General features: G+C 62.1%; 26 protein-coding genes. 12 read left to right on the forward strand and 14 right to left on the reverse strand.

The window, feature by feature from the left end; translation table 11 throughout:
- Positions 1-192: 192 nt before the first annotated feature.
- Both prmA and ACB030_RS07660 read right to left on the reverse strand, forming a co-directional pair.
- A complete protein-coding gene (gene prmA, locus ACB030_RS07655; protein ID WP_005317670.1) occupies positions 193-1,071 on the reverse strand; it encodes a 50S ribosomal protein L11 methyltransferase in 879 nt (292 codons plus the stop codon).
- A 535-nt stretch (positions 1,072-1,606) separates the two neighbouring features.
- A complete protein-coding gene (locus ACB030_RS07660; protein ID WP_371158865.1) occupies positions 1,607-2,623 on the reverse strand; it encodes a zinc-binding alcohol dehydrogenase family protein in 1,017 nt (338 codons plus the stop codon).
- 100 nt (positions 2,624-2,723) lie between these two features.
- Here ACB030_RS07660 and ACB030_RS07665 point away from each other — a divergent pair, with 100 nt between their 5' ends.
- Entirely contained in the window at positions 2,724-3,596 is an 873-nt protein-coding gene (locus ACB030_RS07665; RefSeq protein ID WP_371158866.1) for a LysR family transcriptional regulator, read from the forward strand.
- Between the two features lie 2 nt (positions 3,597-3,598).
- Here the strand turns inward: ACB030_RS07665 and ACB030_RS07670 are convergent, their stop codons facing one another.
- The 12 genes from ACB030_RS07670 to ACB030_RS07725 form a co-directional block, all read right to left on the reverse strand.
- The gene (locus ACB030_RS07670) at positions 3,599-5,026 is read right to left on the reverse strand and encodes a PTS transporter subunit EIIC (protein ID WP_371158867.1); all 1,428 of its coding nucleotides are present in this window, start codon (positions 5,024-5,026) and stop codon (positions 3,599-3,601) included.
- Positions 5,027-5,115: 89 nt separating this feature from the next.
- A complete protein-coding gene (gene panF, locus ACB030_RS07675) occupies positions 5,116-6,573 on the reverse strand; it encodes a sodium/pantothenate symporter (protein WP_371158868.1) in 1,458 nt (485 codons plus the stop codon).
- 84 nt (positions 6,574-6,657) lie between these two features.
- Positions 6,658-6,906 carry a YhdT family protein gene (locus ACB030_RS07680; protein ID WP_371158869.1) on the reverse strand — a complete coding sequence of 83 codons (249 nt, stop codon included), beginning with the start codon at positions 6,904-6,906 and terminating at the stop codon, positions 6,658-6,660.
- A 191-nt stretch (positions 6,907-7,097) separates the two neighbouring features.
- Positions 7,098-8,438, reverse strand: a complete 1,341-nt coding sequence (gene accC / locus ACB030_RS07685) for an acetyl-CoA carboxylase biotin carboxylase subunit (RefSeq protein ID WP_025326014.1) — start codon at positions 8,436-8,438, stop codon at positions 7,098-7,100.
- A 15-nt stretch (positions 8,439-8,453) separates the two neighbouring features.
- Positions 8,454-8,915 carry an acetyl-CoA carboxylase biotin carboxyl carrier protein gene (gene accB / locus ACB030_RS07690; RefSeq protein ID WP_025326015.1) on the reverse strand — a complete coding sequence of 154 codons (462 nt, stop codon included), beginning with the start codon at positions 8,913-8,915 and terminating at the stop codon, positions 8,454-8,456.
- Positions 8,916-8,951: 36 nt separating this feature from the next.
- A complete protein-coding gene (gene aroQ, locus ACB030_RS07695) occupies positions 8,952-9,401 on the reverse strand; it encodes a type II 3-dehydroquinate dehydratase (protein ID WP_005326561.1) in 450 nt (149 codons plus the stop codon).
- Positions 9,402-9,686: 285 nt separating this feature from the next.
- Positions 9,687-9,815, reverse strand: coding sequence for an acetyl-CoA synthetase (locus tag ACB030_RS07700; protein WP_080741157.1), 129 nt, complete (start codon positions 9,813-9,815; stop codon positions 9,687-9,689).
- Entirely contained in the window at positions 9,812-11,758 is a 1,947-nt protein-coding gene (gene acs, locus ACB030_RS07705) for an acetate--CoA ligase (RefSeq protein ID WP_319912690.1), read from the reverse strand. The genes ACB030_RS07700 and acs overlap by 4 nt, the downstream gene beginning before the upstream one ends.
- 200 nt (positions 11,759-11,958) lie before the next feature.
- Entirely contained in the window at positions 11,959-13,752 is a 1,794-nt protein-coding gene (locus tag ACB030_RS07710; protein ID WP_371158870.1) for a putative bifunctional diguanylate cyclase/phosphodiesterase, read from the reverse strand.
- Between the two features lie 106 nt (positions 13,753-13,858).
- Positions 13,859-14,227, reverse strand: a complete 369-nt coding sequence (locus ACB030_RS07715; protein WP_371158871.1) for a hypothetical protein — start codon at positions 14,225-14,227, stop codon at positions 13,859-13,861.
- 7 nt (positions 14,228-14,234) lie between these two features.
- Positions 14,235-14,903, reverse strand: a complete 669-nt coding sequence (torD, locus tag ACB030_RS07720; protein WP_371158872.1) for a molecular chaperone TorD — start codon at positions 14,901-14,903, stop codon at positions 14,235-14,237.
- A gap of 134 nt (positions 14,904-15,037) precedes the next feature.
- On the reverse strand, positions 15,038-15,322 hold the full coding sequence (locus ACB030_RS07725) for a hypothetical protein (protein WP_371158873.1): 285 nt from the start codon (positions 15,320-15,322) through the stop codon (positions 15,038-15,040).
- A gap of 433 nt (positions 15,323-15,755) precedes the next feature.
- Here ACB030_RS07725 and glyA point away from each other — a divergent pair, with 433 nt between their 5' ends.
- From glyA to ACB030_RS07780, 11 genes are all read left to right on the forward strand, one after another.
- A complete protein-coding gene (glyA, locus tag ACB030_RS07730) occupies positions 15,756-17,009 on the forward strand; it encodes a serine hydroxymethyltransferase (protein ID WP_371158874.1) in 1,254 nt (417 codons plus the stop codon).
- A 123-nt stretch (positions 17,010-17,132) separates the two neighbouring features.
- On the forward strand, positions 17,133-17,561 hold the full coding sequence (locus ACB030_RS07735; protein ID WP_371158875.1) for a hypothetical protein: 429 nt from the start codon (positions 17,133-17,135) through the stop codon (positions 17,559-17,561).
- 136 nt (positions 17,562-17,697) lie between these two features.
- Positions 17,698-18,147 (forward strand): transcriptional regulator NrdR, encoded by a 450-nt coding sequence (gene nrdR, locus ACB030_RS07740; protein WP_025326027.1) that lies wholly within the window; start codon positions 17,698-17,700, stop codon positions 18,145-18,147.
- Positions 18,148-18,221: 74 nt separating this feature from the next.
- Positions 18,222-19,331: a bifunctional diaminohydroxyphosphoribosylaminopyrimidine deaminase/5-amino-6-(5-phosphoribosylamino)uracil reductase RibD gene (gene ribD, locus ACB030_RS07745; protein WP_371158876.1), complete on the forward strand. Its 1,110-nt coding sequence runs from the start codon at positions 18,222-18,224 to the stop codon at positions 19,329-19,331.
- 54 nt (positions 19,332-19,385) lie between these two features.
- Positions 19,386-20,039 (forward strand): riboflavin synthase, encoded by a 654-nt coding sequence (locus ACB030_RS07750; protein WP_371158877.1) that lies wholly within the window; start codon positions 19,386-19,388, stop codon positions 20,037-20,039.
- Positions 20,040-20,181: 142 nt separating this feature from the next.
- The gene (ribBA, locus tag ACB030_RS07755) at positions 20,182-21,291 is read left to right on the forward strand and encodes a bifunctional 3,4-dihydroxy-2-butanone-4-phosphate synthase/GTP cyclohydrolase II (RefSeq protein WP_371158878.1); all 1,110 of its coding nucleotides are present in this window, start codon (positions 20,182-20,184) and stop codon (positions 21,289-21,291) included.
- Positions 21,292-21,501: 210 nt separating this feature from the next.
- Positions 21,502-21,972, forward strand: coding sequence for a 6,7-dimethyl-8-ribityllumazine synthase (ribE, locus tag ACB030_RS07760; RefSeq protein WP_106887633.1), 471 nt, complete (start codon positions 21,502-21,504; stop codon positions 21,970-21,972).
- Between the two features lie 14 nt (positions 21,973-21,986).
- Entirely contained in the window at positions 21,987-22,400 is a 414-nt protein-coding gene (gene nusB, locus ACB030_RS07765; protein WP_025326032.1) for a transcription antitermination factor NusB, read from the forward strand.
- Positions 22,401-22,601: 201 nt separating this feature from the next.
- Positions 22,602-23,561 carry a thiamine-phosphate kinase gene (gene thiL, locus ACB030_RS07770; protein ID WP_371158879.1) on the forward strand — a complete coding sequence of 320 codons (960 nt, stop codon included), beginning with the start codon at positions 22,602-22,604 and terminating at the stop codon, positions 23,559-23,561.
- A complete protein-coding gene (locus ACB030_RS07775; RefSeq protein ID WP_171273383.1) occupies positions 23,558-24,046 on the forward strand; it encodes a phosphatidylglycerophosphatase A in 489 nt (162 codons plus the stop codon). The genes thiL and ACB030_RS07775 overlap by 4 nt, the downstream gene beginning before the upstream one ends.
- Positions 24,047-24,699: 653 nt before the next feature.
- Complete coding sequence (locus ACB030_RS07780) at positions 24,700-26,424, forward strand: ABC transporter ATP-binding protein (protein WP_106887630.1); 1,725 nt, start codon at positions 24,700-24,702, stop codon at positions 26,422-26,424.
- The last annotated feature ends 2 nt before the right edge of the window (positions 26,425-26,426 follow it).

Below are 26,426 nucleotides of genomic sequence, written 5' to 3' on the forward strand. Positions count from 1 at the left end.
GCGAGCCTCGATAGCGGTGTTATGGGAGGGCTGGTTTAGGTTAGAGACCCTCCTTGAAGGCTATGAACTGGCTCAGTCTCTTGCGCATCAACAGTTGTGATCAAGAGACAGCCCTGGGGTGCCCTTGTCGTTCTGCAGGATGACATTGCTATCAGCCATGTTTGCGGTCGATAAGCTGGCAGCCTGTTGCTATCAGCCGTGCTTGCGGCCTGAGAGGCGGCACCACTCTTCCTTCACCGCGGTCGGGTCCATGTCGAACCACTGACCGTAGATGGTCTCCAGCTCCGGGGCCTGGCTCTCCAGCACGCCAGAGAGGGCCATCAGGCTGCCGGGCTTGCCGTGGCCGGCGATAAGCGGCGCCAGCTCCCGCAGCGGGCCAGCCAGTATGTTGGCCACCACCACGTCCGCCTCGACGTCTTGCGGCTGGTCGGCCGGCAGGTAGAGCTCGATCTGGCCGGCGACGCCGTTACGTTCGGCGTTGTCATGGCTGGCCTGGATGGCCTGCGGGTCTATGTCGATGCCGATGACGCGGGCGGCACCGAGTTTGAGGGCGGCGATACCGAGGATGCCGGAGCCGCAACCGAAGTCGACCACCGTCTTGCCGGCCAGATCCAGCCCGTCCAGCCACTGCAGGCAGAGCGCCGTGGTGGGGTGGGTGCCGGTACCGAAGGCCAGGCCCGGATCCAGCATGACGTTGACCGCATCGGGGTTCGGCACGTCGCGCCAGCTCGGGCAGATCCAGAGGCGCTCGCCGAACTGCATGGGGTGGAAGTGATCCATCCACTCGCGCACCCAGTCCTTGTCTTCCAGCTGCTCGACCTTGTAGCCGACGTCTTCCCCGAAGATCTGCTGGAAGAAGGCGATGGTGGGAGCCGGGTCGGTTTCGGCATCGAACAGCCCCATCACCTCGGTCTCGCCCCAGAGCGGCGTTTCACCAGGCAGGGGCTCGTAGACGGGCACATCCTGGGCATCCATAAAGGTCACCGCCTGGGCTCCACGCCCCAGCAGCATGTTGCTCACCTTGTCCGCGGTCTTGGCGGTGGCGTTGATTCGAATTTGTATCCAGGGCATGGGGTCGACTCTTCATAAATGTGAAACCGCGGGATTCTATCATCATGGGTCTGTGCTGTCGTGGTTTGCCCATGATGGGATGGGGAAGGAAGGCAACTCTGCCAAGTTGGCACGGTTAATGTATTCCTTACTGGGTGACGGGAAGCAACTTGTTCCCGCTGAATGCTTTGCTCTATGAAGTTCCGTCATCTTTTTCAGCCACCTTAGGGTGGCTTTTTTTATGCCGGCGCGCTGAAAAGCGGTCATTTTGCGGGTAAAAGCAGAGATTGGCACGCAATCTGCAAAGTTCCACATGTCCTGCATAAGGATATGTGTGTGATTGTTACCCCAACGTTCAGGTTTTGAGGGCCATCCCGGCGGGATGGCCTCTTTTTTTATGGTTTTTTCGGGGGAAGGATCTGTCAGGGGCCCAGATAGGCTGCGGGGCTGTGCACTCTTGGGGCTTGTCACTGGTGATCTCACCCCATGATGGTGCATTTTTTACCTATAAGGGAATAGAGCGCATGGCTGCGCGGGCTCCCTGGCGGCAAGGGCCTCAGCTGGCGAAGCCGCTCATGTCGATCACCAGCTTGCCCACCATGCGGCCCGCCTCCAGCTCGCGATGGGCCTGTGCCAGGCTGGCCGGGGTCAGTTCGGGCAGGGTGCGAGTGAGCGTGCTCTTGAGCACCCCTTGGTCCAGCAGGGCGGCGACCCGGCCGAGCAGCTGGTGCTGCTCGATCATGTCCGGGGTTTGGAACAGGGAGCGGGTAAACATGAACTCCTGGCTGAAGGTGACGCTCTTGGCCTTGAGCAGGCCCAGATCCCAGGGCTCGCTGGATTCGGCGATGGTGCAGATGTGACCGAAGGGGCGAATGAGGCTCGCCATGGCGGCCCAGTGCTGCTCGGTGGCATTGGTGCAGAAGATGGCATCGAGCTGGCTGATGCCAAGGCCGGCCAGCTCTTCCTGCAGCTTGTGATGACTCACTACCTGGTGGGCGCCCATGGCCAGGCACCAGTCACGGGTTTCAGGCCGGGAGGCGGTGGCGATCACCTCCATCCTGGTGAGCTGGCGGGCCAGCTGGATGGCGATGGAACCGACGCCGCCGGCGCCACCTATGACAAGCAGTCGCCCGGTACTTTCGCTGGTGAGGCCGATGCGCTCGAACAGGGTTTCCCAGGCGGTGATGGCGGTCAGCGGCAGGGCGGCGGCTTCCAGATCGCTCAGGGTCTTGGGGGCGAGGGCGGCGATGCGCTCATCCACCAGTTGCAGGGCGCTGTTGCTGCCGGAGCGGCTGATGTCGCCGGCATACCAGACCCTGTCCCCCGCCTTGAACAGGGTCACCTCGCTGCCCACGGCTACGACCTCACCGACCGCATCCCAGCCCAGCACCCGCGGGTTGCTCTCTACCTTGGCCTTGGGGGCACGCACCTTGGTGTCCACCGGGTTGATGGAGGTGGCCTTGACCCGTACCAGCAGGTCTCGCGGGCCCGGGGTCGGATCCGGCAGCTCGGTCTCGATGAAGCAGTGGGGGTGATCGCTTGGCAGATAATGGGTGAGGGCGATGGCTTTCATGACAGTTCCTTTCAAATCGGTATGAGTGGGATTGCCAGCGAGTCTAGTCTGGTTGATTATTCCGATTAAGATGGGTAATTGGGACAGACTGTTTGTATATATGAACAATGTCGAACTGGAGTTGATGGGGCTGTTCGCTACCGTGGTGGAGCAGGGCAGTTTTACCGGGGCGGCCGAAGTGCTCGGCATGCCCAAGTCCTCGGTGAGCCAGAAGATCTCGCGCCTCGAAAGCCAGCTGGGGGTGCGGCTGTTGCAGCGCACCACCCGCAGGCTCAGCCTGACCCCGCAGGGGGAGGTCTATGTGGAACAGTGCCAGGCCCTGCTGGCCCTGGCGAGAAGCGCCAATCTGGCCATGGCCAGGCTACGCTCGGCCCCGGCGGGTCGGGTGCGGATCACCGCCCCCGAGGCGACCGGCACCCTGCTGCTTGGCCGGATCCTGGCAGAGTTTCGTGCCCTCTACCCAGAGGTGGTGCTGGAGCTGACCTTGAGTGACGAGCAGTTGGATCTAGTGGGGGAGGGTTACGATCTGGCGCTGCGGGCGGCGCCGCTCAAAGATTCCAGCCTCATCTGCCGGCGCATCGGCCAGGTGGCGCGCCATCTGGTGGCGGCCCCCGGTTATCTGGCGAGCCAGGGCACGCCGCAGCAACTGACTGAGCTGGGGGGCCATGCCTGCCTGGTGCACACGTCGCTGCCGGTGTGGCCACTGCTGGAAGGCGGCTGGCGGCCGCAGGGGGCCTGCCTCAGCAACAGCCTGCTGGCGCTGAGGGAGCTGGCACTGCACGAAGGGGGAATCGCCCTGTTGCCGGATCACGTCTGCCGGGGCGACCTGGCGGCGGGGCGCCTGCTGAAGGTGTTGCCGGATCACTCCATACCGCCCAACCCCTTCTATCTCATCTATCCGAGTCGCGAGCATCTGGCGCCCGCCCTGCGCAGCCTGATGGACTTTGTCGCCGAGCGGCTGCCGTTCCCCTGAGGCTACCAGTTGTTCTGGCTGGCGGACTCCTGGTTGGGCTTGAGGCCGAGTGGCACAGATTGGCGCTCCGCCAGCATGCGGATCTGCCCCTCGACCAGGCTGGCATTGGGGCCTAGCACCAGCACCAGCTGATGATCGTTGAGCTGGATCCAGGAGAGGCAACCCAGCGCCAGCAGACGGGACTGATCCACCTGGGCCATCTCCCGCACCCGCAGGCTGAGGCGGGTCAGGCAGACGCTCATGGCTTGCAGGTTGTCCATGCCCCCCAGCACCTTGAGGTACTGGATCGCCAGCATCTGGGGATCAGAGGGGGCGACGCTCGCCAGCCGTGGATGCTCTTTGGCGATGGGCTTGCTCGGCAGGCTGAGGGGGGCCCGCTCCAGCAGTTGATAGAACAGCAGGGTATAGGTGACGAAGAACAGTATGCCGACCGGAATGAGCCAGAAGCTGTGCTCGCCGGATTGATAGCTGAGCACCAGATCCAGCAGGCCGGCGGAGAAGTAACTGCCCACCTGGATGCCGAGGCCGCTGCAGATGGCGAGCGACAGCCCGGTCAGCAGGGCGTGGGCCAGGAACAGCCAGGGGGCGGTGAAGGCGAACAGGAATTCGATGGGTTCGGTGATCCCCACCAGCGCCGAGGTGAGCGCCAGGGTGAGCAACAGGCCCCCCTGTGGCAGACGCTGCATCCGCTGGCGATGGAGCCAGATGGCAAAACAGGCGCCGGGCAGGCCGAACATGATGATGGGGTAGAGGCCAGCCACATAGCCTTCATGCAGTGGCTGGGCGGTAGCGAGGGCTTGCAGGTTGCTCTCGCCAAGGCCGATGAGGCTGCCCAGCACCTGGTGCAGGCCGAGGGGGATCAGCAGCCGGTTCAGCACACCATAGCAGAAGGCCCCCAGCGGGGTGGTGAGCAGCTCTGAGGCCAGCAGCGTGATGCCCTGCTCCAGCAGGGGCCATAACAGGGAGAGGGGGAAGGCCAGCAACAGGCAACTGAGCGCCGAGGCGAACAGGCAGAGAAAGTCCCCATGCACTCTCTGCAACCAGCCCGACAGTGTGTGCCGCTTTACCCAGGGGTAGACGATGGCCGTGGTCATGCCCGCCAGCAGGCCGCAGATCATGTCCGCATGCAGGCCGGGGGCCAGGGTGCCCAGTGCCGAACTCAGCAGCAGGAAGTTGACCGCCCCGGCCAGCGCCTGGGAGCCCTCTCCCTGCCGGCTCAGGCCGAAGGCGATGGCCACCGCGTAGATGAGCGGCATCTGGCTGAACAGGGCGCGCCCCGTGAGGGAGAGCACCGCCAGATCCAGCACATCCGGCTGACCGAGCCGATAGAGCAGGGCCGCCAGTGGCAGTATGGAGACCGGCAACAACAGGGCATAACCGAGTCGCTGCAGGGCATGAGTCAGGATCTTTCTGGCGTTCTCTACTGGCATAAGGGGGCGGCGTTTTGTGACTTGGCGCACAGTTTACCCGCAAAACACCCATTTGGGGATAGTTTTGGAACCCTTTATTAATCTATTTGTTACTGCTGCTCAAACAATCGCCGCACGCTCTGGTCGGGTGGCGGTGTCAGCAGGCTGACCACCACGAAGGCAGCCAGTCCCAGCCCCAGGCTCGGCACTATGGCGTGCAGGCCGGCCAGCTTGATCCCCCACTGACTCAGCACGCCATAACAGACGATGCCGGACACCATGCTGGCCAGTGCCCCTGGGCCATTAGCCCGCGACCAGTAGAGGCCGAGCACCAGGGGCCAGAGGAAGACCGCCTGCAGGCCGCCGAAGGCGAGCAGGTTGAGCCAGATGATCATCTCGGGGGGCTGCAACGCCGCCAACAGCACCAGGGTGCCGAGGATCAGGGTGCAGAGCAGGGAGAGGCGGGGAATGCGTACCTCCAGCTTCTCTTGGCGAGGATTGAGGTAGTTGAGGTAGAGATCCTTCACCAGGGTCGCCGAGGCCTGGATCAGCTGGGAGTCGATGGTGGACATGATGGCCGCCATCGGCGCCGCCAGGAAGACCCCCGCCAGCCAGGGGGGCAGCACCTCCATCATCAGGGAGGGCATGATCTTGTCCGGGCTGTCCATGCCGGGCAGGATGGCGCGCCCCAGGGCACCGGCCAGATGCATGCCCAGCATCAGCAGGGCGCTGACCACGGTGCCGATGAGGATGCCTCTGTGCAGCGCCTTGCTGTCGCGATAGCCGAAGCAGCGCAGGGCGGAGTGGGGCAGCCCCACCACACCGACGCAGACCAGGATCCAGAAGCTCAACATGAAGGGCTGGGTCAGCATGTCGCCGGCGCCGGTCGGGCTCACCAGTTTGGGATCGATCTCCCTGAGCTGGTGGATAAGGTTCGGCAGGCCGTCACCGGCAATCAGGATCCCCGCCAGCAAGGCGCCGGTGCCGATCAGCATGATGATCCCCTGCAGGGCATCCGTCATCACCACGGCGCGAAAGCCGCCGATGATGGTGTAGAGCAGCACGCAGCTGGCAAACAGGAAGAGCCCCTGCTGGTAGCTGAGGCCGGTGGCCGTCTCCAGCAGGCGGGCGCCGCCGATAAACTGCACCACCATGGTGGCGATAAAGGCGAGGATGATGGTCACCGAGCCCAGCACCACCACCCACTTGCTACGGTAGCGGGCCCACAGCATGTCGTTGATGGTCACCGCATTGACCCGGCGGGCTATGATGGCGAACTTCTTGCCAAGCACCCCCAGGGTGAGCCAGACGGTGGGCAGTTGGATCATCGCCAGCAGCACCCAGCCCAGGCCTATCTTGTAGGCGGCGCCCGGCCCGCCGATGAAGGACGATGCCGAGGTGTAAGTGGCCACCAGGGTCATGGCCAGCACCAGGCCGCCCATGCTGCGGTTGCCGATGAAGTACTCCTGCACGAAGTCACCCCCGGCGCGGTGGCGACCGGCCCAGAAGCCGACCCCCAGCACCAGCACCAGATAAATGAAGAGCGGCAGCATCAGCTCAAGATTCATGGAGAGATTCCTCGGTGTCGAGAGGGGTGTCGATAGACAGGTTGATCCCGCTCAACCGGGGGGGTCATGGGGCCACAGCTCGGCTCAGGATTCATGGGGAGGCTCCTCGGTGTCCAGAGGAATGTCGACGAACAGGCGATCCACCATGAGCGCGCACAGACCGATGAACAGCAGTGGCATCAACATGCAGCTGAGCAGGAACCAGAGCGGCATATCCCAGAGTTCCAGCTCTTCCGGGATGAGATAAGCGGTGCCATACCAGGCAACGAAATAGAGCAGGGTCAGCAGCAGGCAGAGGGCTGCTTCCCGACGGGCGAGCGCGAAACGATTCACCTTGGCCTCCGACAATTTTGAGGGGCGCAAGGATAACAAAAAAGGGCCATGTCGCCATGGCCCTTTTTTCGTTGCCGATCCGGAGGGACCGGACAATCTCTGTTGAAGAGTCCTTACAGACCCAGCTTCTTGTGCAGGTAGTGGCTGTTTGTGCTGCCACCGTGCGGCAAGTTATCGGGTCCTGGCACCTCTTACAGACCCAACTTCTTGTGCAGATAGTGGATATTGGTACCACCGTGCTGGAAGTTCTCGTCCTTCATGATCTCTTTTTGCAGGGCGATGTTGGTCTTGATCCCTTCCACCACCAGCTCGTCGAGAGAGTGACGCATGCGGGCGATGGCGATGTCACGGTTCTCGCCGTAACAGATCAGCTTGCCGATCATGGAGTCGTAGTAGGGGGGCACCTTGTAACCCGCATAAATGTGGGATTCCCAGCGCACGCCCAGACCGCCCGGCGCGTGGAAGCGCTGGATGAGGCCAGGAGATGGCATGAAGGTGGCCGGATCCTCGGCATTGATCCGGCACTCGATGGCATGGCCACGAAGACGGATGTCCTGCTGGGTGATCGACAGGGGCTGGCCGGCGGCGATGCGCAGCTGCTCCTTGATGAGATCCACGCCGGTGACCATCTCGGTGACCGGGTGCTCGACCTGGATCCGGGTGTTCATCTCGATGAAGTAGAACTCGCCGTTCTCGTACAGGAACTCGAAGGTGCCCGCACCGCGGTAGCCGATCTCGAGACAGGCGCGCACGCAGCGCTCACCGATGAACTTGCGCATCTCTTCGGTGATGCCGGGTGCCGGCGCCTCTTCCACCACCTTCTGGTGACGGCGCTGCATGGAGCAGTCCCGCTCACCCAGGTAGAGGGCGGTGCCCTGGCCGTCTGCCAGCACCTGGATCTCGATGTGGCGCGGGTTCTCCAGGTATTTCTCCATGTAGACCATGTCGTTCTTGAAGAACTGGCCCGCTTCGGATTTGGTCAGGGCGATGGCGGCGGCCAGCTCCGACTCGTTGCGCACCACGCGCATGCCACGACCACCACCGCCACCGGCGGCCTTGATGATCACGGGGTAGCCGATCCGCTTGGCGATGGTGGCGTTGCGCTTGGCATCGTTGTCCACCGGGCCGTCGGAGCCGGGTACGCAGGGTACGCCCGCCTTCTTCATCGCCTCGATGGCGGAAACCTTGTCACCCATCAGGCGAATGGTCTCGGCGCGCGGGCCTATGAAGATGAAGCCGGATTTCTCGACCACTTCGGCAAAGTCGGCGTTCTCGGAGAGGAAGCCGTAGCCCGGGTGGATGGCGACGGCCCCGGTCACCTCGGCGGCGGCGATGATGGCCGGCACGTTGAGGTAGGACTCACCGCTGGCGGGTTTGCCGATACAGATGGTTTCGTCGGCCAGGAGCACATGCTTGAGCTCCCGATCGGCAGTGGAGTGAACGGCCACTGTCTTGATCCCGAGCTCTTTGCAGGCGCGCAGGATCCGCAGGGCAATTTCACCGCGGTTGGCGATGACTACTTTGTCCAACATGGGTGGCGTCTTCCCTTATTCGATGATGAACAGCGGCTCGTCAAATTCGACGGCCTGACCATTTTCAACCAGGATCGCTTTGATCACACCGGCCTTGTCAGACTCGATTTGGTTCATCATTTTCATGGCTTCGACGATGCACAGGGTGTCGCCGACATTGACGTGCTGACCGACTTCCACGAACGGCTTGGCTTCCGGGCTGGAGGAGCGGTAGAAGGAGCCCACCATGGGGGAGCGCATCAGATGGCCACTCGGGGCGGCATCGGCAGCAGGGGCGGCGGCCTGGGCGGCAGCGGCGACCGGAGCGGCGGCTTGTTGAACCTGTGCCGGCTGCATCATCATCTGCGGGGCAACGCTAACCTGGCCGGAGAAATTACGGCTGATGCGAACGGACTCTTCCCCTTCGGAGATTTCCAGCTCGGCGATGCCGGACTCTTCAACCAGTTCAATCAGCTTCTTGATTTTGCGGATATCCATTAGCATTCTCTTTCTTCTTTATCTGATCAGTGATTATCAAGCCGCGCGCAACTGATGCACGGCCGCGGTTAAAGCGAATTGGTAGCCATCGGCACCCAGCCCACAAATGACCCCCTTGGCGACATCAGACAGATAGGAGTGATGGCGGAAGGGTTCCCTGGCATGAACGTTTGACAGGTGAACCTCGATAAAGGGGATGGCCACGCCCAGCAGGGCATCGCGCAGGGCGACGCTGGTGTGGGTGAAGGCGGCCGGGTTGATGATGATAAAATCCACCTGGCCCATGGCCTGATGGATGCGGCCGACCAACTCATGTTCGGCATTGGATTGCAGGTGTTCCAGGGTGACACCGAGTTCGTTGGCGTACTGGCTCAGATCGGCGACGATCTCATCGAGCGTCTTGCTGCCGTAGATTCCCGGCTCCCGCTTGCCCAGCAGATTCAGGTTGGGGCCGTTGAGCAGGAGGATTCGGTGATGTTGCGACATATTGAGTACATCCTCGATGATTATGCTGCTATCTATCAGCTATCTGTGGACCACCAAAAATCTAGCCACTTTCTGCACAATTCGGTGTGCCCTGGCACACAGATTTCGCAATTATATTGATTTCGTGAAAATTAGCAGCATTTTACTGGTCTAATCTCTACATCTGCCCATTTATTGAGCACCTTTGCGCTTGGAGCCGCTCTGCCGCAGCATCCGCCTCTTTGGGCTTTCCAGACACGACAAAGCCGGCACAAGGCCGGCTTTGTCGTGAGAGGGGGGAAGGACTCAGGCCGCTTCCGACTTCTCGCGGATAAGCTTGTCCACGACACCCGGATCCGCCAGGGTGGAGATATCCCCCAGGCTGTCGGTCTCGCCGGTGGCGATCTTGCGCTGCATGATGGAACGCATGATCATGCCGCTTCCGACTTCTCGCGGATAAGTTTGTCCACGACGCCCGGATCCGCCAGGGTGGAGATATCCCCCAGGCTGTCGGTCTCGCCGGTGGCGATCTTGCGCAATATCCGGCGCATGATCTTGCCGGAGCGGGTCTTCGGCAGCCCCTCGGCCCAGTGGATCACATCCGGGGTGGCGATGGCGCCTATCTCCTTGCGCACCCACTCCTTCACCTCCTTGTGCAGCTCCCGGCTCGGCTCCTCCCCGGCGATCAGGGTGACATAGGCGTAGATGCCCTGACCCTTGATCTCGTGGGGCACCCCCACCACGGCCGCCTCGGCGATCTTCGGATGGGCCACCAGGGCCGACTCGATTTCGGCGGTGCCCATGCGGTGGCCGGAGACGTTGAGTACATCATCCACCCGACCTGTGATCCAGTAGTAGCCATCCTCGTCGCGACGGGCACCGTCGCCGGTGAAGTAGCGGCCCGGGAAGGTGGAGAAGTAGGTCTGCTCGAAGCGCTCGTGATCGCCAAACACGGTGCGCATCTGGCCAGGCCAGGAGTCGGTGATCACCAGGTTGCCCTCGGTGGCGCCCTCCAGCGGCTCGCCCAGGTTGTCCACCAGGGCTGGCTGCACTCCGAAGAAGGGACGGGTGGCGGAGCCGGGCTTGAGGGCGGTGACGCCGGGCAGCGGGCTTATCAGGATGCCGCCGGTCTCGGTCTGCCACCAGGTGTCGACTATGGGGCAGCGCTCGTCCCCTATGGTGCGGTAGTACCACTCCCAGGCTTCCGGGTTGATGGGTTCCCCCACAGATCCCATGATGCGCAGGCTCTGGCGGGAGGTGCCTTCGATGGCCTCCTTGCCCTTGGCCATCAGGGCGCGGATGGCGGTGGGTGCGGTATAGAGGATGCTGACCTGGTGCTTGTCCACCACCTGGCTCATGCGGTTGGTGGCCGGGTAGTTTGGCACCCCTTCGAACATCAGGGTGGTGGCGCCGTTGGCGAGCGGCCCGTAGACCAGATAGGAGTGGCCCGTGACCCAGCCCACGTCGGCGGTACACCAGTAGATGTCCTCCTCGTGATAGTCGAACACGTACTTGAAGGTGAGGGCGGCATAGACCAGGTAGCCGCCCGTGGTGTGCAGCACCCCCTTGGGCTTGCCGGTGGAGCCCGAGGTGTAGAGCACGAACAGGGGATCCTCGGCGCCCATGGCTTCGGGCGGGCAATCCGGACTGGCAGCGGCGACGGCGTCGTGCCACCAGATGTCCCTGTGGTCATGCCAGGCGACCTTGCCGCCGGTGCGCTTGAGGACGATCACCTTGCTGACCTTGGTATCCGGGTGGGTGAGCGCCTCGTCCACGTTCTTCTTGAGGGGGATGGGGCGGCCACCGCGCAGGCCCTCGTCGGCTGTGATGACGATGGAGGAACCCGAGTCTATGATGCGACCCGAGAGCGCCTCCGGCGAGAAGCCGCCGAAGACGATGCTGTGCACCGCGCCGATGCGGGTACAGGCCAGCATGGCGATGGCCGCCTCAGGCACCATGGGCATGTAGAGGCAGACCATGTCACCGCGCTTGACCCCCTGGGCTTTGAGCACGTTGGCAAACTTGCACACCTCGGTGTGGAGCTCGCGATAGGTGAGCTTGCGATCCTCGGCCGGGTTGTCCCCTTCCCAGATGATAGCGACCTTGTCACCGCGTTGGGCCAAGTGGCGATCCAGGCAGTTGGCCGACACGTTGAGCAGGCCATCCTCGTACCACTTGATGGAGACGTGGCCCGGATCGTAGGAGGTGTTCTTGACACGGGTGTAGGGGGTCATCCAGTCGAGGATCTTGCCCTGCTCCCCCCAGAAGGCGTCCGGGTTCTGCACCGACGCCAAGTACATGGCTTCATAACCTTCCTTGTCCAGCAGGGCGTCGCTACCTATGTGGGCCTTGACCGGATAGACCTTGCTCTCGCTCATCTCTCACTCCTGTGAATACATTTTTGTAATGATTGAGTAACAACTTATACCTTTGGCACGGGAGGGCAATTAGACTTTTGGATAGCGACGAGAGGAGGAGGGGAGCCTGTGAGCAGGCCCTGACGGGATCAAGCTGAAGGGAATAAAAAGAAGGGAGCCTGGTGCTCCCTTCTTCACTGGATCCCTTGAGGCGGCCGTCGTCAGCGCTGGGGGGCGAGCATGGAGGTCATGTGGGGTTCTGACAGTGGGTGGCTGAACAGGTAGCCCTGGCCCTCCTCGCAGCGCAGAGACTGCAGGAACTGGCGCTGGGGCTGGGTCTCTATGCCTTCCGCCGTGACCGCCATGCCGAGGCTGTCGGCCAGGCTGACTATGGTGCGGCACAGCTCCCGGCTGTGCTTGTCGTCGGGCAGCGCCTGTACGAAGGCCCTGTCTATCTTGATGCGGTCTATGGGCAGGCTCTTGAGCAGGCTCAGGGAGGAGAAGCCGGTGCCAAAGTCGTCGATGGCGATCTGCACTCCCAGCGCCTTGAGGCGGGTAAAGAGGCGCAGGCTCTGATCCACGCTCTGGATGATGCTCTCGGTGACCTCTATCTCCAGCCGCTCTGCCGGGAAACCGGTCTGCGCCAGGATGGCGGTGACTCTGTCCACGTAGTCGGGGGAGCGCATCTCCCTGACCGACACATTGACGGACAATCTGGGCACGGCGAACCCTTCCGCCAGCCACCGCTGTCCCTGTTGGCAGGCGGTGCGCATCACCCATTCCCCCAACTGCTCTATCAGGCCGCACTCCTCGGCCACCGGAATGAAGCGGGCGGGGGAGATCATGCCCTCTCTGGGGTGCTGCCAGCGCACCAGGGCCTCGAGGCCGCTGAGGCTGTCATTGGCCAGATCCGTCATGGGTTGGTACAGCAGGCGGAACTGCTGTTGCTCCATGGCCTTGATCAGCCCCTGCTCCAGGGCCATCCGCTCCCTCATCTGCGTCATCATCTCGGGGGAGTAGAACAGATGGCCGTTGCGGCCCCGGCGCTTGGCCTCATGCATGGCATTGTCCGCCGCACTGATGAGGCTGTCCGGGGTCAGGCCATGATCCGGGTAGAGGGCGACGCCTATGCTGGCGGAGAGCCTCACCCGCTCCTGTCCTATGTCGGCCGGATCGTGGAGCCTGTGTTGCAGCCGCTCGATCAGCCCCACCAGATCCTGGGTCTGCCCGATGTCGGGCAGCAGCACCAGAAACTCGTCTGCGCCGAGCCGGGTGGCGAGATCCCCCGAGCGCAGGCTGTGGCGGATGCGCTGTGCCAGCAGCTTGAGCAGCTGATCCCCGGCGCTGTGCCCCAGGTTGTCGTTGATCAGCTTGAAGCCGTCGAGATCGATGAACAGCAGGGCGAGGGGTTGTCGGTTGAGCCGGGCCGTCTCTATCTCCAGTGCGAGCCGCTCCTGCAGCAGGTTGCGATTGCCAAGATCGGTGAGGGGGTCGTGATAGGAGAGGTGGTGGAGCCTGGCCTCCGCCTGGTAGAGCCGCTGTGCGTGCTGGCTGCTTGCCTCCTGGATCTCCCCGGTGAAGCGGGTCACGCCCAGGTAGGCGCGGGGATCCTGGGTGAGATCGCGGGCGATGAGGAAGATGCCATTGAAGATCCCTGCGGCGTCCATCAGGGGGCTGCAGCTCATCTGCCAGCGCCTCGGCCCGCCGGGGCGGGAGACATGGATACAGCCGAGATCCAGCTCGGCCCGGGGGGCGCCATGGAGCAATTGCTTGAGCCGGGGGAGCAACATGGGGGCCTGGGCCGGGGTGATGTCGAACAGCGTCTTGCCGAGGTGATCCCCCTGCGCAAGACCGCTCAGCTCGGTGAAGATACCGTTGACGCCACGGCACCTGAAGTCACGATCGAAGACCCCTATCCCGAAGGGTGCCAGCTCGAACAGTTGTTGCCATTCATGAAGGGATAACGGGTCTGACAAATGCAGTGTCTGAACCGATTCGGGTAGCACTTTTTCCATGGAGGCTCCTGAATTGATTTCTTTGTCATTTAGACGACTGTGTCAGTATGGCAGGAAGTTTCAAGAGGGAGAGAAAGTCTGGGAATGATGGTAAATCAACGGGATGTCAGCCTTTCTGGCGGCCGAATGCCTGAATGCCGCGCACCAGCACCAGCCAGCCGAGCAGGTGGAACGGCAGGGCCAGCAGGTAGAGCAGCAGGAAGTGTGACTCGCAGCCGCTGCTGTTGATGAAGTCCACCCAGGCCACCAGCAGGGTCAGCATGCCCGCTATCTGGAAGCGGCGGCGCAGCACCACCTCGACACCGAGATTGGCAAGGTAGAGGGTGAGCAGTATGCCGCCAAAGCCGGTCAGCTGGGCGGCGCCGTACAGTTCCCTGTCCGGGTGAAACAGCAGGACGGCGAGGGGGGTCAGGCCCTGATCCAGCGGGATCAGGGCCAGCAGCCAGCATGCAATCAGAAGCAGGGCTGTTTTCATCGCGGGCTTAGTCGGCGGACTGCGCCGGTTTGACCAGAGAGAGGTAGTTGGCATCCATGGTGAGGAAGACCCCCAGCAGACGGGCGCAGGCGCCATAGAAACCGAAGGTGTCGGCGGCGTGGCAGGCGGCCTCGAAGCGCGGGAACCAGGCGAGCAGATGCTCGTGCAGCAGCGCTTCCTGCTCCCCGAGCCAGCTCTCCCGCTGGGCGGCAGTGGTCGCCTCGGCGGCGCGAATGATGAGGTTGCCCATCAGATCCAGCTCGATGGCCAGGTGATCGGCTGGCTCCTTGTACTTGTCGCTGACATTGATGCCGAGGCGATCGAGGCGAGCATGCATCTCGGCCATGGGGGCCTGCATCAGCAATTTGGCATCGCCCCGGTAGAGCGATTCGTAGGGCAGGGCCCCCTGCTTGGGATCCACCAGAAACAGGCCGGCAAAATCGGCGGCGAGCTCCAGCTGGCGATCGGTGCGCACCAGCAGGCGGGCGATGGCCTCGTTGAGCTCCGCCACCGCCTCGCGCATGGGATCCAGGGTGGAGAGGCTTTTCAGGAAGCTTCGCACGTCATAGGTGTCATATTCGGCGATCTGCTCATCACTGAGTTCGGCAGCAAACAGGGTGGAGAACCACCAGTAGAGTTGGGCCCGGCGTTCGCTGGTAGCCATGAATTCCTGCATTTTTCCTCCGTGGATGGCAATCGGGAGCCTTGATGGCTCCCGATTCTAACGACTTTAAAAATAAAGGAAACTCAAGGGGGCGCTTTGACCGGATAGCACCAGGAGAGCGCATCGTGGGCGGCGACGAGGCCAACCTACTCCTCGACGCGATAGAGCGCCTGTTTGCAGCGAGGGCAGATGTGCTGGCGCCGGTAGTCGGCCTGATGCACCACCCCCACCTCGAGCTGCTGATGGTGGCCGCAATGGATGCAGAAGATGAGATCCCCATCGACGGCCTCGGGGTGGGCCGCCAGGTACTGCTCCCGGGTGGGCAGCGCCTCCCAGTTGGTGGTGCAGGCACCCTTGCGACTGCCGGTGTAATAGACCCAATAGAAGATGGCAAAGACAGAGACAATCACGAACAGCATCAGATGATCCATGGTGGAGTTCCCCCTTGTGGTGAGAGAGGCAAACGCAGGGCTCTGGTGCGACCCTGTGCGCCAAAGGGCCCTGCCGTTGCCAACCAATGGCCGCTTGCCAGGCTTCGCAACCGCGGTGCTGTCTAAAGATGTTATCTGTTAGTAAATGCTATATCCATGATCTGGCTCTGGTTTTTGCCCTCCATCGGGGCGGGATCTGAGGGTGGGCCAGACAGGATCGCCGGGCGCCTCAGGAGGAGCCGAGTCGGCGGGAGGGGCACAGACCTGGCGAGGGGAAAGAGGAAAGAGGGGCGCCCGGCTTCAAAAACTGCGAGGTATTTTACATTTTATAAACAAGTTTTTGGGTGGTTGGACTGTCTCTTTGATCCAGCTCACGTTACAATGCGCGGGCCCATTTCACCTATCGCGCAAACGATTTTCAGGAGATAAACGGATGTTGAAACGTGACATGACCATCGCCGGCTATGATCCAGAGCTGTGGCAGGCCATCACAGACGAAACCCGTCGTCAGGAAGAACATATCGAGCTGATCGCGTCTGAGAACTACACCAGCCCCCGCGTCATGGAAGCTCAGGGCTCCCAGTTGACCAACAAGTACGCCGAAGGCTATCCGGCCAAGCGTTACTACGGTGGTTGCGAGTACGTCGACGTGGTCGAAACCCTGGCCATCGAGCGCGCCAAGGAACTGTTTGGTGCCACCTATGCCAACGTGCAGCCGCACTCCGGCTCCCAGGCCAACAGCGCCGTCTACATGGCCCTGCTGCAGCCGGGCGACACCGTGCTGGGCATGAACCTGGCCCACGGCGGTCACCTGACCCACGGCTCCCCCGTCAACTTCTCCGGCAAGCTGTACAACATCATCCCCTACGGCATCGATGAGTCCGGCAAGATCGACTATGACGAGATGGAGCGCCTGGCCGTTGAGCACAAGCCGAAGATGATGATAGGTGGCTTCTCCGCCTACTCCGGCATCGTCGACTGGGCCCGCATGCGCGAAATCGCCGACAAGATCGGTGCCTACCTGTTCGTCGACATGGCTCACGTGGCCGGTCTGATTGCCGCAGGCGTCTACCCGAACCCGGTGCCCCACGCCCACGTGGTCACCTCCACCACCCACAAGACCCTGGCCGGTCCCCGTGGTGGTCTGATCCTCTCCGCCGCCGACGACGAAGATCTGTACAAGAAGCTGAACTCCGCCGTCTTCCCGGGCGGTCAGGGCGGCCCGCTGATGCACGTCATCGCTGGCAAGGCCGTGGCCTTCAAGGAAGCACTGGAGCCCGAGTTCAAGACTTATCAGGCCCAGGTCGTCAAGAACGCCAAGGCCATGGCCGCCACCTTCATGGAGCGCGGTTACAAGATCGTCTCCGGCGGTACCGACAACCACCTGATGCTGGTTGATTTGATCGGCCGCGAGCTGACCGGTAAGGACGCCGACGCTGCCCTCGGCAAGGCCAACATCACGGTCAACAAGAACTCGGTGCCGAACGACCCGCGCTCCCCCTTCGTCACCTCAGGTGTGCGGATTGGTACCCCGGCCATCACCCGCCGCGGTTTCAAGGAAGCCGAGTCCATCGAGCTGACCAACTGGATCTGCGACGTGCTGGACAACCACGACAACGATGCCGTGCTGGCCACCGTTCGCGAGAAGGTGCTGGACATCTGCCGCCGTTTCCCTGTCTATGCCTGATTGGCCAGACAGCCTGGTTTGAGACCAATGCCACCTTCGGGTGGCATTGTTTTTTCTAGCGTGGCCCATGGGCCTTGCTCTTATGTAACAGTCCGTGTTTAACAACAGTAAAGAGGAGGCATGATGACCAGTCAGATCCGGACCGCCGACGAGGAGGCGATCTCGTCCATCCGAGCCCAGTATCACTTTCGCCCGGCGCCCGAGGGCCTGCAGGCGTGGGACGTGCGCCGGTTGGTGCGACTGAGTCGCGACCTGCCGGTGCAGGCGGTGGCACTCGGCCGGATTGCCGAACTCGACAAGGTGCACTGGTACGGCCATGACGCCGCCAGCCCCACGGTGCGCAGTGTGGTCGAGCATTGCCAGCTCATCATGGCGGCGGATCTCGCTTATCCAGTTATTCTGGACAGCGCCGGTCGGGTGATGGATGGCATGCACCGGATCGGCAAGGCATTGATGCTGGGTCATGACTATATCGATGCGGTGCAGTTTACGGTCGATCCCGCCCCCGATTTTCTGGATTGCGATCCCGATACCCTGCCTTACGACGACTGAGCTGCCCCTTGGTGATAACGGGCAGAAAAATCACGCTTTTCCGCTTTTTACCGCCCTTGTATGGCCGTGCTACACTGGCCGGCCAAGATCCTGACCCCGTGGGGCAGGTGCCTTTTCCGTTAACGCCGGAGGTCAGATGCATTGCCCTTTCTGTAGTGCCGTTGATACCAAGGTGATCGACTCCCGTCTGGTGGCAGAAGGCCATCAGGTGCGCCGCCGTCGTGAATGCCTGCTCTGCCACGAGCGCTTCACCACCTTCGAGATGGCCGAGCTGGTGATGCCCCGTGTCATCAAGTCCAACGGCTCCCGCGAGCCCTTCAATGAAGACAAGCTGCGTGCCGGCATACTGCGGGCCCTGGAGAAGCGGCCGGTGAGCATGGAGGCCATCGAAAAGGGGGTCAATCACATCAAATCCCGGCTGCGTGCCACCGGCGAGCGCGAAGTCGCCTCCCAGTTGGTGGGCAACCTGGTGATGGATGAGCTCAAGAGCCTGGACAAGGTGGCCTATATCCGCTTCGCCTCCGTCTATCGCAGCTTCGAAGACATCCGCGAGTTTGGCGAAGAGATCGCCAAGCTGGAGAAATAAGCTTCCCAATGTCCGATTACGCTGCGCTAATCGAACCTACAACGCCCATTTTCTCGCTTTGAACGGGAGCCCTGATGTTTAGTCAAGATGATTACCAATGGATGAGTCGGGCCCTCGAACTGGCCCGCCGAGGTCGTTACACCACGGCCCCCAATCCCTGTGTGGGCGCCGTGCTGGTGAAGGCCGGCGTTGTGGTGGGGGAGGGCTGGCACCAGCGTGCCGGTGAACCCCATGCCGAGGTCTATGCCCTGCATGCCGCCGGCGAAGAGGCCCGTGGCGCCACCGCCTATGTGACCCTGGAGCCCTGCTCCCATCACGGTCGCACCCCTCCCTGCGCCGAGGCGCTGATCAAGGCCGGCGTGACCCGGGTGGTCGCCGCCATGGTGGATCCCAATCCCCAGGTGGGGGGGCGTGGCCTGCGTATGCTCTCCGAGGCGGGCATCAAGACCGACTTCGGCCTGCTCAGCGCCGAGGCCGAGGCCCTCAACCCCGGCTTCTTCAAGCGGATGCGCACCGCCTTCCCGCAGGTGACGGTCAAGCTCGGTGCCAGCCTGGACGGTCGCACCGCCATGGCGAGCGGCGAGAGCCAGTGGATCACCTCCCCGGAGGCGCGCCGGGACGTGCAGCGGCTGCGTGCCCGCCACGATGCCGTGCTCTCCAGCGCCGAGACGGTGCTGGCCGACGGCGCCTCCCTGACCGTGCGCTGGGACGAGCTGCCGGCCTCGGTCAAGGCCGTTTATCCCAAAGAGACCCTGCGCCAGCCGCTGCGGGTCATCGTCGATTCCCAGAACCGGCTCACCCCGGACCTGCCCCTGTTCCAGAGCGAGAGCCCCGTGCTGCTGGCCCGTCACAAGGTCGACGGGGACTGGCCTGCCTGGGTGCAGCAGCTGACCCTGCCGCTGCTGGATGGCAAGCTGGATCTGGTGAGCCTCTTCATGCTGCTGGCCAAGCAGAACATCAACTCTGTGCTGGTGGAGGCGGGCCCCAGGCTGTGCGGCGCCCTGCTGGCCAAGGGGCTGGTGGATGAGCTGGTGCTCTATCAGGCACCCAAGCTCTTGGGGGATGAGGGGCGTGGCCTGTTCCACCTGCCGGAGTTGACCAAGCTGTTCCAGGCTCCCAAGCTCCAGCTCAAGGATGTGCGTATGGTGGGGCAGGACATTCGCATCACAGCGAAAATTGCCTGATTTTTCACTGTCTATCGGGGCCGATTCGGCCCCGTCATCATCAAGGTGATCTGCATGTTTACCGGAATTATCGAAGCCATGGGGACCCTGGCGGCCCTGCGCCGCCAGGGGGATGACATGGCCCTCACCGTCCACGCCCCGACCCTGGACTTTGGCGACGTCAAACTGGGCGACTCCATCGCCACCAACGGCGTCTGCCTGACCGTGGTGGCCCTGGGGGACAAGAGCTACACCGCCGACGTCTCCCTTGAGACGCTCTCTCGCACCGGCTTTGCCGAGGCCAAGGTAGGGGATCCGGTGAACCTCGAGAAGGCGCTGATGCCGACTTCCCGCCTCGGTGGCCACCTGGTCTCGGGCCACGTGGATGGCATCGGCGAGGTGAAGAGCAAGTCCAGCAGCGGCCGCGCCATCGAGTACTGGATCAAGGCGCCAAAGGAACTTTCTCGCTATATCGCCGAGAAGGGCTCGATTGCGGTGGATGGCATCAGCCTGACGGTCAACGCCGTGCAGGGGGATCTCTTTCGCCTCACCATAGTGCCCCACACCGCCCAGGAGACCACCATAGCCCGCTGGAAACCGGGCCACAGGGTGAACCTGGAGGTGGATCAAATCGCCCGCTATCTGGAGCGGCTGATGCAAGGCAAGGCCCATGACGGCTCGTCATCGACCCTGACGCTGGAAAAGCTGGCCCAGTCCGGCTTCCTGTAACGGCCGATGTCGCGGGAAAAACGCTTTTCTGTGATCCCGCTCCGATTGAAATGGGGCCTCGCGCCCCCATCTAGCACACAATGACGCAGTATCAAGCCGAGCCGGCAGGCTCAATTCCCCAAGCATGTTGATGGAGTAGCCCATGGCGCTGAGCACAACCCAGGAAATCATTGCCGATATCAAGGCAGGCAAGATGGTGATCCTGATGGATGACGAAGACAGGGAGAACGAAGGGGACCTCATCATGGCCGCCTCCTGTGTCCGTCCTGAGGATATCAACTTCATGGCGCGCTACGGTCGTGGCCTCATCTGCCTGACCCTGACCCGGGATCGCTGCAAGCAGCTGGCGCTGCCGTTGATGGTGGACAGGAACAACGCCCAGTTCTCCACCGCCTTCACCGTGACCATAGAAGCGGCCGAGGGGGTGACCACGGGCATCTCCGCCGCCGATCGCGCCGTCACCGTACAGGCCGCCGTCGCACCTAATGCCAAGGCCGCCGATCTGGTGCAGCCTGGCCACATCTTCCCGCTGATGGCGCAGGATGGTGGCGTGCTGACCCGTGCCGGTCACACCGAAGCCGGTTGCGATCTGGCGCGTCTCGCCGGTTACGAGGCGGCCTCCGTCATCGTCGAGATCCTCAACGAGGATGGCACCATGGCGCGCCGTCCGGATCTGGAAGTCTTCGCGGAGCAGCACGGCATCAAGCTGGGCACCATTGCGGATCTCATCGAGTACCGCAACCAGCACGAGACTACGGTGGAGAAGGTGGCCGAGTGCAAGCTGCCCACCGAGTTCGGGGAATTTGATCTGGTCACCTTCCGCGACACCATAGACAACCAGGTGCACTTCGCCCTCAAGAAAGGCGAGGTGAAGGCCGACCAGCCGACCCTGGTGCGGGTCCATCTGCACGACGTGCTGAGCGATCTGCTGCTGACGGATCGCCACAGCGCCCGCAGCTGGCCGCTGCCCAAATCCATGGCCCGCATCGCCGACGAGGGCGGTGTGCTGGTGATCCTGGGGGCGGAAGCCCAGGGCGCCGAGCTGCTGGCCCGGGTCAAGGGCTTTGAAGCTGCCGACAAGGGGCTGGCGCCGGAAGGGGCCAAGTGGCAGGGCACCTCGCGCCGGGTCGGCGTGGGCTCCCAGATCCTCAAGGCGCTCGGGGTCGGCAAGATGCGCCTCTTGAGCTCGCCGAAGAAATACCATGCCCTCGGCGGTTTCGGCCTGGAAGTGGTGGAGTACGTCGGCGAGTAAGCGCCTTGGTACTCGCTTGACGAAATACCATCCTCGTCAGCGGCTTCGGCCTTGAGGTGGTGGAGTACGTCGGCGAACAAGTCCCTGATGGCTTGAATGACTATCATGGCCGCTCGTTGCGGCCATGGTTTTTTGTCGCGGCTCTGTTGTGCTAGAATGCGTGCACTTTTGGCCCCGGCCCCTATTGATTGCACAGAGACAGGATTTCCAATGAAGATTATCGAAGGGAATATCGCCGCTCCCGAGGCGCGTGTTGCTATTGTCGTTGCCCGTTTCAACAGCTTCATCAATGACAGCCTGGTGAACGGCGCGCTGGACGTGCTCAAGCGTCAAGGCCAGGTCCAGGACAGCAATCTCACCCTGGTGCGTGTGCCGGGTGCCGTCGAAATCCCCCTGGCAGCCAAGAAGCTGGCCAAGAGCGGTCAATACGACGCCATAGTCGCGCTCGGCACCGTCATCCGTGGCGGCACCTATCACTTCGAACTGGTGGCGAGCGAGAACGGCAAGGGGCTGGCCCAGGTGATGATGGAGTATGAAATTCCCGTCGCCTTCGGCGTATTGACCACTGAAAACATTGAACAAGCCATCGAGCGCGCCGGTACCAAGGCGGGTAACAAGGGTGCAGAGGCTGCACTGAGCGCGCTCGAAATGATCAACGTCCTGAAACAGCTGGACGTGTAACGAGGAGAAGTACATTGAAACCGTCCGAGCGCCGTAAGGCCCGCCATTGCGCCACCCAAGCCATCTACCAGTGGCAGATGACCCAGGCCAACGTGGGCGACATCGAAGAGCAGTTCAAGATCGATCAGGACACCAAGGGTGTGGACCTGAGCTATTTCCGCGATCTGCTGTTCGGGGTAGCGGTCCACTGCAACGAGCTGGACAAGGTGTTCTCACCTTTCCTCTCCCGTCCGCTGGAAGAAGTGGACATGGTGGACAAGGCGATCCTGCGTCTGGCGACCTACGAGCTGACTCGTCGTGATGATGTGCCGCCGCGCGTGGTGATCAACGAAGCGATCGAGCTGGCCAAAGCCTTCGCCGCCGATGACAGCCACAAGTTTGTCAACGGTGTACTGGACAAGGTGATCAAGACGCTGCCCAAGCGTTGATCCCGCCGTCCATCAGCATTCAGTGCTGATAGATGCGCTGTCGCGAGAAGTCGTCAGCAAGGTGAAGAGCAGCGCAGGGGCCTGAGTGTATAGAGATACATGCGGAGCCCGAGCAGCAGATGAGCCTTGATCACGATGCCGCAGCAAGCGCATCTACAGCATCTAAGAGAGGAGCCAGCTTAACCGCTGGCTTTTTACTGTATGGGTGAATTTGAGCTGATTGAGAAGTACTTCAAGGTCCCCCACGCCCGCAAGGACGTGGTGATGGGCCCAGGGGATGACTGCGCCCTGCTGACCCTGCCCGCCGATACCCAACTGGCGGTGAGCACCGATACCCTGGTGAGCGGTGTGCACTTCTTCCCGGACATGGATCCGGTGGATCTGGGCTACAAGGCGCTGGCGGTCAACCTCTCCGACCTCGCCGCCATGGGGGCCGAGCCGCGCTGGGTCTCCCTGGCATTGACCCTGCCTGCCGTCAACGAGGCCTGGGTTGCGGGCTTTGCGGAAGGATTCCTGGAGCTTGCCGAATATTACAATGTGGCCCTGGTAGGGGGAGACATGACCCGCGGGCCACTCTCCATCACCGTCTCGGTGAAGGGATCGGTTCCGACCGGCCGTGCCCTGATGCGCAGCGGCGCCAGGGTGGGGGACGGCATCTATGTCACCGGCACCCTGGGGGATGCGGCCCTGGCGCTCTCCCATTTGCTGGGCAAGCGCACCCTCAACGAGAACCAGCTGGCGGCCGTGCTGCCCAGGCTCGATCATCCCCATCCCCGCATCCTGGCCGGTCAGGCCCTGCGCGGGCTGGCAAGCAGCGCGCTGGATCTCTCCGATGGCCTGGCTTCCGATCTCGGCCATATCCTCAAGGCGTCCGGTGTTCGGGCCCAGATCGATCTCGACCTGCTGCCCCTCTCGCCGGTGTTGCAGGACGCCGTGCCCGTACGGGATGCCTGGCAACTGGCGCTGGCCGGTGGCGATGACTACGAGCTCTGCTTCACGGTGCCACAAGAGCATCACGGCGCCCTGGACACGGCGCTGGCCAACTGTGGTGTCAGGTTCACCCGCATCGGCCGCATCCAGGCCGGCGACCCCGGCATCGACTATGTGCAGGATGAGCAGCCAGTCGAGCTTCATCTCAAGGGCTGGGATCACTTCGCATGAGCTTTTTCAAGATAAGGCCCGAGCTCAAAAGCCTGAGCCTGAAGAACCCGCTCCACTGTCTGGCGCTGGGCTTTGGTGCCGGTCTCTCTCCCAGGGCGCCGGGGACCATGGGGACCCTGGTGGCCATTCCGCTCTACCTGCTGGTGAGCGGTCTGCCGACCCCCTGGTTCATCGCTCTGCTGGCGGTGGGTTTCGTGGCGGGCATACGCATCTGCCAGGCGGCCACCGATGCCATCGGCATGCCGGATCACGGTGCCATCGTCTGGGACGAGGTGATAGGGTTTGGCGTCACCATGATTGCCGCTCCCGCTGGCTGGGAGTGGGTGCTGGCCGGCTTCGTGCTGTTCCGGCTGTTCGACGTGCTCAAGCCCTGGCCCATCTCCTGGTTCGATCGCCGTATCCATGGCGGGCTCGGCATCATGCTGGATGACCTCATCGCCGGTCTGTTCGCCCTGCTCTGCATGCAGTTGCTGGCTCGCTGGTAGGTGGGATCGGTGGCCTCGGCCCCCGATGCCGCGCAGTGTCATCGTCTGTCTGCCCGCTCTTTCCATACAATTAAGCTTCAGGCGCAGTTCCTTGTCGGGACTGCGCCTTTTTGTATGCAATCCCCCCGGCTTGTCCGGTGACGGCGCACCGGGCTCTGGCAGATCATTCTGAGTTGACCCTATTTATCTCTGCTTAGTTTTCCTTCATCCAGATATGCTGCCGTTAAAAAATCATTTCACATAAATATTCACTACTCATTCGAAGCTGCGCAGTCTGTGTTGAATAGTGGATTCGATTGCTTGTTACATCTTTGTTGAAGTTTAAATAAGCTAATCTCTCGCATTTCCATCACAATCTCTGTTAATGTGATATTTATCGACATTTTGCGCCAATGGCGAGTGCGTTATCTGCGCAAAGTATTGCGAAATTGTATAACTGGATCATTTACACCCGCGGACAAACCGACTAACTTACTCGCGGGTTATTCCAAAAAAATGCAAAAAACCCGCCCGGATCGCTGGTTTGGTTGCCTCATGGATTGAGCGTTTATTACACAAGACAAGCTCTCAACATAAGTACCAAGGCACAACCAGCATCTGCGGCTGATTTACGGACGAATTATTTGGGACGGATGTCCCCCGCAGAGGTAACCATGTCCTTGCTCGAAGTGAAAAACTTGCGGATCGAGTACCCCTCCCGCTATGGGGTACTGGCCGCGGTCAAGGATCTCTCTTTTTCCGTGGAAAAAGGCGAGATCGTCGGCGTAGTCGGTGAATCAGGCGCCGGCAAGTCCACCATAGGCAATGCCGTCATCGATCTGTTGAGCCCGCCCGGTCGCATCGCCCGTGGCGATATCTACCTCAACGGCGAGCTCATCTCCGGCAAGAGCCAGAACGAGATGCGTGCCATCCGTGGCTCCCGTATCGGCTTCATCTTCCAGGATCCCATGACCTCCCTCAATCCGCTGTTCACCGTTGAGCAGCAGTTGGTGGAGACCATACTGGCCAATACCGATCTCAATCGCGAGGCCGCCTTTGCCAAGGCCCTCGAGCTGATGGGGGCGGTCGGGATACCGCAGCCGGAAATCCGCATCAAGCAGTACCCGCACCAGTTCTCCGGTGGCATGCGCCAGCGGGTGGTCATCGCCATCGCGCTGTCGGGGGATCCCGAGCTCATCATCGCCGATGAGCCGACCACTGCGCTGGACGTCTCCATTCAAGACCAGATCCTCCAGCTCATCCGCAACCTCTGCAAGGAGCGTCAGGTGGGCTGCATGCTGGTGACCCACGACATGGGCGTGGTCTCCAACGTCACCGACAAGGTGGCTGTCATGTATCGCGGGGATCTGGTGGAGTTCGGCACCACAGAACAGGTGCTGGGTCGCCCCAGCCACCCCTATACCCGCAGCCTCATCTCGGCGGTGCCCCGCTCCGATGTGAAGCTGGTGCGCTTCCCCCTGGTCTCCTACATAGAGGATGCCGGTGCGCCGGATCTCAGCATCGATCTCAAGACCCACTGGCTCGGTCAGAGTCAGGACGAGCGCAGCTATGAAGGTGCCCTGCTGCGGGTGGAGAACGTGGATCTGAAGTTCGTCACCAAGGATTCCATCTTCCCGAGCCGTCGCCAGTACGTGCGCGCCTGCAACAACATCAGCTTCGAGATCTTCGAAGGGGAGACCTTCGGTCTGGTGGGGGAGTCGGGCTCCGGCAAATCCACCATAGCCCGTGCCATCACAGGCCTCTATCCGCCCGATACCGGCAAGATCTTCTTTGAGGGGATCGATCTCACCGCCCTGAAAGGGGAGCATGAGCGCCGCCCGCTGCGCCGCCAGATGCAGATGGTGTTCCAGAACCCTTACTCCTCGATGAACCCGCGCATGAAGGTGCGTGACATCATCGCCGAGCCGATCCGCTTCCACAAACTGGCGAGCAGCGAGAGCCAGATCCAGGGCATAGTGAGCGATCTGCTGGATCACGTCGGCCTCGGCCGCGGGGCCGGGGTCAAGTATCCCCACGAGTTCTCAGGTGGTCAGCGCCAGCGCATCTCCATTGCCCGCGCCCTGGCGACCCGGCCGCGCTTCCTCATCTGCGACGAGCCGACCTCGGCGCTGGATGTCTCGGTGCAGGCCCAGATCCTCAACTTGCTCAAGGATTTGCAGCAGGAGCTTGGGCTCACCATGCTGTTCATCAGCCACGATCTGCCGGTCATCCGCCAGATGTGCGATCGCATCGGCGTGATGCAGCACGGCCACCTGGTGGAGGTCGCGGAGACCGAAAAACTGTTTACCAATGCCGAGCATGAGTACAGCCGCAAGCTGATCTCCCTCATGCCGGAATTTAAGGGAATGTCCCGCGAGGGGCTGGAAATCGCAAGCTAGGA

This window comes from Aeromonas sp. S16(2024), from assembly GCF_041403065.1.
Lineage (GTDB): Bacteria > Pseudomonadota > Gammaproteobacteria > Enterobacterales > Aeromonadaceae > Aeromonas.

Coding starts and splice junctions, on each gene's coding strand:
- ACB030_RS07665 (WP_371158866.1), top strand. CDS start 2,724: ATGAACAATGTCGAACTGGAGTTGATGGGGCTGTTCGCTACCGTGGTG.
- ACB030_RS07715 (WP_371158871.1), bottom strand. CDS start 14,227: ATGAAAACAGCCCTGCTTCTGATTGCATGCTGGCTGCTGGCCCTGATC.
- ACB030_RS07670 (WP_371158867.1), bottom strand. CDS start 5,026: ATGCCAGTAGAGAACGCCAGAAAGATCCTGACTCATGCCCTGCAGCGA.
- panF (WP_371158868.1), bottom strand. CDS start 6,573: ATGAATCTTGAGCTGATGCTGCCGCTCTTCATTTATCTGGTGCTGGTG.
- glyA (WP_371158874.1), top strand. CDS start 15,756: ATGTTGAAACGTGACATGACCATCGCCGGCTATGATCCAGAGCTGTGG.
- thiL (WP_371158879.1), top strand. CDS start 22,602: ATGGGTGAATTTGAGCTGATTGAGAAGTACTTCAAGGTCCCCCACGCC.
- ACB030_RS07710 (WP_371158870.1), bottom strand. CDS start 13,752: ATGGAAAAAGTGCTACCCGAATCGGTTCAGACACTGCATTTGTCAGAC.
- ACB030_RS07735 (WP_371158875.1), top strand. CDS start 17,133: ATGACCAGTCAGATCCGGACCGCCGACGAGGAGGCGATCTCGTCCATC.
- accC (WP_025326014.1), bottom strand. CDS start 8,438: ATGTTGGACAAAGTAGTCATCGCCAACCGCGGTGAAATTGCCCTGCGG.
- ACB030_RS07780 (WP_106887630.1), top strand. CDS start 24,700: ATGTCCTTGCTCGAAGTGAAAAACTTGCGGATCGAGTACCCCTCCCGC.
- ribD (WP_371158876.1), top strand. CDS start 18,222: ATGTTTAGTCAAGATGATTACCAATGGATGAGTCGGGCCCTCGAACTG.
- ACB030_RS07660 (WP_371158865.1), bottom strand. CDS start 2,623: ATGAAAGCCATCGCCCTCACCCATTATCTGCCAAGCGATCACCCCCAC.
- prmA (WP_005317670.1), bottom strand. CDS start 1,071: ATGCCCTGGATACAAATTCGAATCAACGCCACCGCCAAGACCGCGGAC.
- ACB030_RS07700 (WP_080741157.1), bottom strand. CDS start 9,815: ATGATCATGCGTTCCATCATGCAGCGCAAGATCGCCACCGGCGAGACC.
- torD (WP_371158872.1), bottom strand. CDS start 14,903: ATGCAGGAATTCATGGCTACCAGCGAACGCCGGGCCCAACTCTACTGG.
- aroQ (WP_005326561.1), bottom strand. CDS start 9,401: ATGTCGCAACATCACCGAATCCTCCTGCTCAACGGCCCCAACCTGAAT.
- nrdR (WP_025326027.1), top strand. CDS start 17,698: ATGCATTGCCCTTTCTGTAGTGCCGTTGATACCAAGGTGATCGACTCC.
- ACB030_RS07750 (WP_371158877.1), top strand. CDS start 19,386: ATGTTTACCGGAATTATCGAAGCCATGGGGACCCTGGCGGCCCTGCGC.
- ribBA (WP_371158878.1), top strand. CDS start 20,182: ATGGCGCTGAGCACAACCCAGGAAATCATTGCCGATATCAAGGCAGGC.
- ribE (WP_106887633.1), top strand. CDS start 21,502: ATGAAGATTATCGAAGGGAATATCGCCGCTCCCGAGGCGCGTGTTGCT.
- acs (WP_319912690.1), bottom strand. CDS start 11,758: ATGAGCGAGAGCAAGGTCTATCCGGTCAAGGCCCACATAGGTAGCGAC.
- ACB030_RS07775 (WP_171273383.1), top strand. CDS start 23,558: ATGAGCTTTTTCAAGATAAGGCCCGAGCTCAAAAGCCTGAGCCTGAAG.
- ACB030_RS07725 (WP_371158873.1), bottom strand. CDS start 15,322: ATGGATCATCTGATGCTGTTCGTGATTGTCTCTGTCTTTGCCATCTTC.
- accB (WP_025326015.1), bottom strand. CDS start 8,915: ATGGATATCCGCAAAATCAAGAAGCTGATTGAACTGGTTGAAGAGTCC.